This window comes from Actinomyces sp. oral taxon 849 str. F0330, from assembly GCF_000239715.1.
Classification (GTDB): Bacteria; Actinomycetota; Actinomycetes; order Actinomycetales; family Actinomycetaceae; genus Actinomyces; species Actinomyces johnsonii.
The window spans coordinates 227,703-235,312 of record NZ_JH470348.1 but is presented as its reverse complement, the minus strand read 5'-3'; the positions used below and the strand labels follow the sequence as shown (position 1 = coordinate 235,312).

Here is a 7,610-nt window from a genome sequence, read left to right as displayed (position 1 = left end):
CCGGTAAACCCCGCGCGAGCGGGGATGATCCCTCTCAACTGGTGCTCGGTGACGCGTTGGCCCCGTAAACCCCGCGCGAGCGGGGATGATCCCGCAGATGAGCAAGCATCGCGGGCGCTTGCCGCGTAAACCCCGCGCGAGCGGGGATGATCCGCACGGCGGTCAGGCGTCTCAGCTGGTCGTAGGGTAAACCCCGCGCGAGCGGGGATGATCCGGACGACTGGTGCGAGCTCGCTGCCGAGACACGCGTAAACCCCGCGCGAGCGGGGATGATCCCTCGAACGCCCCGGTGGGTAGTGCCCCGTAGTGTGGTGTAGCGCGGTGGCCGGGGCGATCTTGGTGCCGGAGTCGGACAGGACCCGGCAGATCGGCCAGGCCTCGAAGCGCTCCTTGTGCCGGTCGATGTACTGGCAGATCAACGCAACGGGCGCTCGCACTCCGCTGCCCCAGAGACGAGGCCGTTTCACGGGGGAGGTTGCTCGCACCTGACTAGGACACGCCAAGGCGGTTGCTTTACGAATATATCTGGGATAGGGCAAACTAATGCCGCTGTTCGACACCAGGGCAAGGTCGAGCAACGACGCCTCCCGTCCCCGCGGGGCCGTCTTTCCAATATCCCTAGCCGTCACGCGCCGGACCCTCGACAAGGTGGTTCGAGTCGCTCTGCGCGCGGTCCCCTCCCTGGATGGGGTTTGTGTCGGCCGCCTGACTTGAGGAGTTAGGACGATGAGTGTCAGAAGTGCCGCAGAGGCCATCTTCTCCCCACCGGTTCAGAACTGGCTGAAGCGAACGATCTACCGACACAACTGCCGGATGTCACCGCCCCGGTACCGTTCCGCGCTCAAACGCTGGTACTGGCTGTTCAAGTGCCGGCCCTGCCATCTGGAGGATCCGCGCACCATGACCGAGAAGATCCACTGGCTCAAGCTCTACGACTCCACCCCGCTCAAGGGACGCCTGGCAGACAAGTTCCTGGTGCGCCAGTGGGTCGCCGACACGGTGGGGGAGAAGTACCTTATTCCGCTGTTGGGCGTGTGGGACTCTCCCGACGAGATCGACTTCGACTCCCTGCCGGACAGCTTCGTCCTCAAGGCCACGCACGGCTCGGGATGGAACATCCTCGTACCCGACAAGAGCGCCCTTGACGAGGACTGGGCTCGTCGGCGGCTGCGGGAATGGCTTGGTCTGCGTCAGGCGATGAAGGGCGGCTTCGAGCTGCATTACGAGTACTGCGAGCCGCGCATCGTGTGCGAGCCCTTCCTGCGCGACGATACAGGGAGGCTGCGGGACTACAAGTTCATGGTGTTCGACGGCGTCATCCAGTTCGTCTTCACCGTGGACAGGCTTCCGGGCCGTGCGCTGCGGGGCACCTATCTTCCGGACTGGACCCGAGCTCCCTTCGAGTACACGTGTGAAGCCGACCGCGCCCCGGATGTCCCACCGCCGAACGGCCTGGAGACCATGCGCTCCCTGGCCTGCGAGCTCGGAAAGGGGTTCGCCTGCGCGCGCATCGACTTCTACGAGGTGGATGGAAACATCTACTTCGGTGAGATCACCTTCACGGACGCGGATGGACTGTCGGACTTTGCTCCTTCTTGTTACGACCGTGTTTTCGGGGATCGCATCATCCTTCCGGAGAAGAAGTCCTTCAAGGGGGTCATGCTGTGACGGTGTAAGAGGGAGATGGATCGTCTGTAGATTATCTACGAAAATCGATTGATCAGATGATGAGAATTCTTCAAAATTCTGTCGATGCAATGAGTGTCTCCTTATTATACCGGCCGGATGCTTGCGTGTCTCAGCCTCCTATGTGTTACTATCCATCACATTAATTCAGGTGCTTCTTCGCTGAGTTCCTATGTCGGCGATAGCCCTTTCCTGTCAGCTCTGATCATTACTGGTGATACCTAAATGACGCTCGAGGACCTTCTTCATCTGACCCGTCGACGCATCGGCTCTCTCGCTCTAGCGATTGTCGTGTGCGTGCTGGCCTCAATGGTGTTCGCTTTTGCCTCGCCGAGCTCATATACGGCGACGGCTCAGGCCTACCTGCATGTCAAAGTGGCAGGAGATCCAGCAGAGAATGCGCTGTCTCATTACAGTGCGGAGCAGCTCGCCAGCATGAAGGCCGACGCCATGGTCCCCGTCTTCACCTCGGCAGCCGTCGCCCGGCGCGTCGTGGATTCCCTCAAGTTGGATGTCACACCTGAGGAACTGGCCTCCTCGGTGTCCGCCGCCCGGACCCCCGAGACGGTGTCGGTGCAGGTCTCCGCCAGTGCCTCCTCGTCGCACCAGGCCCAGGTCGTGGCTGATGAGGTGGTCCGGCAAGCCGGTATTGAGGTCAAGGAGGTGGAGGGGGATGAGTCCCCCGTGGAGATCGTCCTTCTGTCCTCTGCTGAGTTGGTGAGCGCGACTCGCTCGCCCGCACTGGCGACCTGCGTGGCAGTGGGCCTGTTGGCTGGCCTCGTCTTGGGATACGCGTGGATCCTCATACAGGAGCTACTCGACAAGAGTCTTAAAGAACCTGAAGAGGTCCGTGAGGCTCTGTCAGTGCCATTGCTCGGCGCGCTACCGCGGGTTCCCTCGCTGCGGTGGCTGAGCCGAGGGGCGGAGATCAAGATGGAGGAGCAGCTGCGTGCCGCCCGCACCAACGTGCTCCACGCGTTGTCCCAGGGCGACAGAAGAGTCCTGGTCGTCACCTCGGCCGGCCCCCAGGAGCGGACCTCGGTGACGGCTGCCAGCCTGGCGCGAGTACTGGCCCTGTCCGGCCATCGGGTCGCCCTGGTCGAAGGCGATCTGCGCTCGCCGAGTGCTGTCGGACTCCAGGAGGGGCCGGGGCTCGCAGACGTGCTGGCGGGCTCGGCTCGCCTTGAGGACGCCCTGGTCAAAGGCCCCGTAGCGGGCCTGGAGCTCCTGCCAGCAGGCAATACGCCCGCGAATCCCTCCGAACTGCTGGGTGCTCCCATGATGCGCGATCTGCTGCGACGACTGGCATCGGATCACCTTGTGATCGTCGATGCCCCGCCCGTCCTGCGCTTCACCGATGGGGTGGTCCTGGCGACTTATGCCGGGGGAGTCATTCTCGTTGCGCGTGCCGGGCGCACGAGTGCGGAGGACTTGCGGGAGGCGGCTCTCGCTGTGGAGCAGGGAGGTGGCCGAACGCTTGGAGTGGTGCTCAACGATGTATCCGAGCCCGGGGGCAAGCACAAGGGCGTGCGGGGCAACGTCGTCCGCCCTGAGATCGCGGCTGTCTAGCCGCCTCGCTCGTGACGCGGACGACGTCTGGATGGAGGAAGTGAGTCCGCGATGGCCCTGTTGGTCAACGATACCTCCGGGAATCCCATCCCGGCTCCACCTCAGATGTCGTGACGTGAGAAGCTTTCGCAAATCATGAGACATTGCATCGAAAGTAAGGCGACGACGTCATCGGAGAGCATTTATGAATATGTCTGGGCTCGACTGTTTGCCCTAGTTATGTATGTTCTCGGGCTTGTCTGACGTCAAATCTTGTTGCTTCAAGTATTTACGCATTTCGATATGTGATTTCACCCCACAGTGTGGCCCTGAATGTGTTGATAAACGACGATTACAGCAAAATCGCCTCCGAATCTTCCAATCGGTGGTGCTGGGTGTTAGATTGGGAATTAGCCGAATAGAAACGGTAAATGTTCATGGCGACTGAAGGTGTTCCAGTCGCCATGTTCTCGAGTTGTTGTTGCCCGTGTCAGTAACAACAGCGATATCCCCGAGTCCGTCCAGCGAATCAGTTAGCACTGTTCGCTCGTCCGTAGATTGAAACCCTGATGACATCTGAAATCTGTCGCTCCCGCCAGTTCCGATCACTTGATCAGAGTTCTTTGCTTGTCGGCGGTGTGTCCCATGCCCGTCAGACGGTTCAAGGGAGCGAGAAAATCCATGGCTAAGACACGTGACGATTCGTATTCTGTCGAGAGCCGGTCGCCGAAGCGCGCTGAGGACCGGGAGCCCGGCTTTGGGCAGTTGCTCGCAACGACTCCCGGGGGGCGAGGGGCGACAGGTGTTATGAGCGCCTCGTCGGAGGTCGGCTCCTTGCCGCCTCCGCCTCCTGTCCATGTTCCGGCGTGGGCGAGCCCACCCGTGTGCCGGGTCGAGCCCATCGTCTTCATGATCGTTGACGTCCTGGCCACCTACCTGGCCTTGTACTGCGCAGCGTGGGGGACCACGAAGTGGGCGACAGCCACCGGTGCGACCGGCGGTCTGCTGGCCGTGGGCGTATTGGCGGTGGTCAACGTGGGCGTCTTCGCCACCTTCAAGATGTACAACAGTCTCTGGCGCTACGCCTCGATGACGGAAGCTCTGCGGATCCTCTACGCGACAGTCGTCGGCTCGGTCTGCGGGGACCTGCTCTTCTCTTCGGCCTTCGACGGCGGGCTGTCCGTGCGCTCCTACGTCATGGCCTGGGCGCTGCTCGCCATCATGACCGCGGGGACACGCCTCGCAGCCCGAGCGCTGTGGAGCAGCCAGGTGCAGCGCAGCGCTCGATCGGGCGCGCAAGACGCCCGCCCTCGCACACTCATCGTCGGGGCCGGGCAAACCGGGTCGTTGACCATCAATCGCATGCGCCTGGGAGATGAGGACATGTGCGGCGAGCCGGTGGCCCTGGTCGATGACGACGTGACTAAGCACGGTCGCCACGTCCACGGCGTCAAGGTATATGGGGCATGCGACGACCTCCCTCGAATTGCTGAGCAATGCAGGGCTGAGCAGATCGTGCTGGCCTGCCCCTCGGCGCTGGCCTCCCAGCGCAAGCGCATCCTGGCTATCTGCCTGACGACGGGGTTGCGGATTCTCACCCTGCCGAACGTGCGGGACCTGGCCCAGCAGCACGATGGCAAGATCGCACTGCGGGACGTGGAAATCTCCGAGCTACTCTCACGCGACGAGGTCGCCTTCGACACCACGAGCATGGGATATGTGCGCGGGCAGGTCGTCCTGGTCACCGGCGGCGGCGGCTCGATCGGCTCCGAACTGGTCCGCCAACTCATCGAGGCCCGACCTCGCCGGATCGTCATCTTCGACATTTACGAGAACACGGCTTACGAGCTGTTCCATGAGATGCAGCCCAGAGTCGCCGAGCTCGGAGTCACTCTCTCGGTCGTCATCGGCTCGGTGACGAATGAGCGAGTCGTCCGCGACTGCTTCGAACGGTACCGGCCGAAGGTCGTTTTCCACGCCGCGGCGCACAAGCACGTCCCCCTCATGGAGGACAACGCTCGCGAGGCGGTGGAGAACAACGTGCTGGGCACCTGGATGACGTGCCGTCTGGCGGAGGAGTTCGGATGCAGCCACTTCATCCTGGTCTCCACTGACAAGGCCGTGAATCCGACTAATGTGATGGGTGCCACCAAGCGGTTGTGCGAGCTGGAGGTCCAGGCTCTGGCCCGCACCAGTCGCACGACCATCTTCGCCGCCGTGCGGTTCGGCAACGTGCTCGGCAGCCACGGTTCCGTCATCCCGCTGTTCAGGCGACAGCTGCGCTCGGGCGGGCCGCTGACCGTCACCCATCCGGACATCACCCGCTACTTCATGACGATCCCCGAAGCGGCCCAGCTGGTCATCACCGCCGGCTCCATGGCCCATGCCGGAGAGATCTTCATCCTGGAGATGGGGCAGCCCGTACGGATCTATGACCTGGCTGTCAACCTCATCAAGCTCTCAGGCCTGCGGGCCGGACGAGACGTCGAGGTGGCGTTCACCGGGCTGCGACCGGGCGAGAAGCTCTACGAGGAACTGCAGATGCACAACGAGGACCTGCACCCCACCGCGAACAAGTCGATCCTCGTCTCCACGGCGCCGCCGCCGACGATCCAGGACGTGGAGGAGAAGATCGCCCGGCTGACGGCCTGCCTTCTTCAGGGGAACGACCAGATCAAGCAGGAGCTGGCCCACGCAGTTCCCACCTACCACCCGAATTTCGATCACGGCACGAGTGCGTCGTCAACAATGAGGAAGGCCAGCTGATGCGCGTCGAGTTCTCACCACCGGACATTACCGATGCCGAGTGCCAAGAGGTGGAGGCCGCGCTGCGATCCGGCTGGATCACCACGGGGCCGCGGACCAAGAGCCTGGAGAAACAGGTTGCGGAGCGCTGCGATACCACCCGAGCCGCCTGCCTCAACTCCGCGACCGCCTCACTGGAGCTGACCCTGCGAGTGCTGGGCATTGGTCCCGGCGACGAGGTGATCATTCCCGCCTACACCTACACGGCCTCTGCCTCGCCCGTCGTGCACGTGGGAGCCACCCCGGTCCTGGTCGACGCCGGACAGGCCGACGTCGGCTACGGACTGGACCCCGATGTCCTGGCGGAGGCACTCACGCCACGGACCAAGGCCGTCATCCCGGTCGACATCGGTGGGCGCATGTGCGACTACACGGCGTTGCGCGAAGTCGTTGACAGCCAGCGTCATCTCTTCGCGCCCACCGGTCCGATCCAGGAGGCGCTGGGCCGTGTCGCCCTGGTGGCCGACGGCGCCCACAGTTTCGGCGCCCGGCGCGACGGCACGTCGTCGGGCAGCGCCGCCGACTTCACGACGTTCAGCTTCCACGCCGTGAAGAACCTGACCACCGCGGAGGGGGGAGCCGTCACCTGGAGGCCGGACCTGGGGCTGGACGAGGAGCTCTACCGCCAGTACATGCTGCTGTCCCTGCACGGGCAGAGCAAGGACGCCCTGGCCAAAACCCGCCTGGGGGCCTGGGAGTACGACGTGGTCAGCCCCGCCTACAAGTGCAATATGACGGACGTGTGCGCCGCGATCGGCCTGGCCCAGATGTCCCGCTACGACTCCATGCTGGCGCGCAGGCGCCAGATCATCACCCGCTACGACCGGGCCCTGGCTCCTGCGGGCATGACATCGCTGCGGCACTACGAGAACGGAACCGTTTCCTCCGGGCACCTCTACCTGGCGAACCTGCCGGGCCTGGGCGAGGACGGGCGCAACGAGTTCATCGAGCACATGGCGCGCGCGGATGTGGCCTGCAACGTCCACTACAAGCCTCTGCCCATGCTCACCGCCTACCGGGACCTCGGCTTCGACATCGAGGACTTCCCGCGAGCCTTCGACCTGTACGCCAACGAGGTGAGCCTGCCTCTGCACACCTCCTTGAGCGACGAGCAGGTCGACTACGTCATCGACTGTGCCCTCGACGCGCTCGCGGCGGTGGGCCGATGATGAGAATGCCGCCCTGGGAGGCCCTGCCCGCCTCTCTGCAGACCGAGGAGGTGCGTCCCTACTACGAGGCGCTGTCCCGGCGCGGAGCGCAGCTTCGGCTCAAGCGCCTGCTCGACGTCGTCGGGGCGATGGTCCTCATCGTGCTGCTCGGTTGGCTATTCGTCATCCTGGCGGCCCTCATCAAGCTGGACTCGCCCGGTCCCGTGTTCTTCCGCCAGCTGCGAGTCACCCAGTTCGGGCGCGAGTTCCGGATCGTCAAGTTCCGCACCATGACGCACCGGCCGGCCGACCCGGGAGACCAGATCACCCGGGGGGACGATCCGCGGGTCACGCGGGTCGGTGCCGTCCTGCGCCGGTACCGACTCGACGAGATCGGCCAGCTCATCGACATCCTGCGCGGAA

The 7,610-nt window shown here is 63.8% G+C and carries 4 protein-coding genes, 1 pseudogene and 1 CRISPR repeat array; all 5 genes and pseudogenes read left to right on the top strand.

Annotated elements, in window-relative coordinates:
• Positions 1-3: 3 nt before the first annotated feature.
• A CRISPR array of direct repeats spans positions 4-276; the repeat unit is 28 nt; unit sequence GTAAACCCCGCGCGAGCGGGGATGATCC.
• Positions 277-726: 450 nt separating this feature from the next.
• On the top strand, positions 727-1,668 hold the full coding sequence (locus tag HMPREF0975_RS01015; RefSeq protein WP_009232221.1) for an ATP-grasp fold amidoligase family protein: 942 nt from the start codon (positions 727-729) through the stop codon (positions 1,666-1,668).
• 243 nt (positions 1,669-1,911) lie between these two features.
• Positions 1,912-3,255 carry a polysaccharide biosynthesis tyrosine autokinase gene (locus HMPREF0975_RS01010; RefSeq protein WP_009232220.1) on the top strand — a complete coding sequence of 448 codons (1,344 nt, stop codon included), beginning with the start codon at positions 1,912-1,914 and terminating at the stop codon, positions 3,253-3,255.
• 786 nt (positions 3,256-4,041) lie between these two features.
• A complete protein-coding gene (locus tag HMPREF0975_RS01005) occupies positions 4,042-6,000 on the top strand; it encodes a polysaccharide biosynthesis protein (RefSeq protein ID WP_156808130.1) in 1,959 nt (652 codons plus the stop codon).
• Entirely contained in the window at positions 6,000-7,208 is a 1,209-nt protein-coding gene (locus HMPREF0975_RS01000; RefSeq protein ID WP_009232218.1) for a DegT/DnrJ/EryC1/StrS family aminotransferase, read from the top strand. Before HMPREF0975_RS01005 ends, HMPREF0975_RS01000 begins: the two co-directional genes overlap by 1 nt.
• A pseudogene (locus HMPREF0975_RS17180) lies at positions 7,205-7,576 on the top strand (sugar transferase); the annotation flags it as partial. The gene HMPREF0975_RS01000 and the pseudogene HMPREF0975_RS17180, both read left to right, overlap by 4 nt.
• Between the last annotated feature and the right edge of the window lie 34 nt (positions 7,577-7,610).

Coding starts and splice junctions, on each gene's coding strand:
- HMPREF0975_RS01015 (WP_009232221.1), top strand. CDS start 727: ATGAGTGTCAGAAGTGCCGCAGAGGCCATCTTCTCCCCACCGGTTCAG.
- HMPREF0975_RS01010 (WP_009232220.1), top strand. CDS start 1,912: ATGACGCTCGAGGACCTTCTTCATCTGACCCGTCGACGCATCGGCTCT.
- HMPREF0975_RS01005 (WP_156808130.1), top strand. CDS start 4,042: ATGAGCGCCTCGTCGGAGGTCGGCTCCTTGCCGCCTCCGCCTCCTGTC.
- HMPREF0975_RS01000 (WP_009232218.1), top strand. CDS start 6,000: ATGCGCGTCGAGTTCTCACCACCGGACATTACCGATGCCGAGTGCCAA.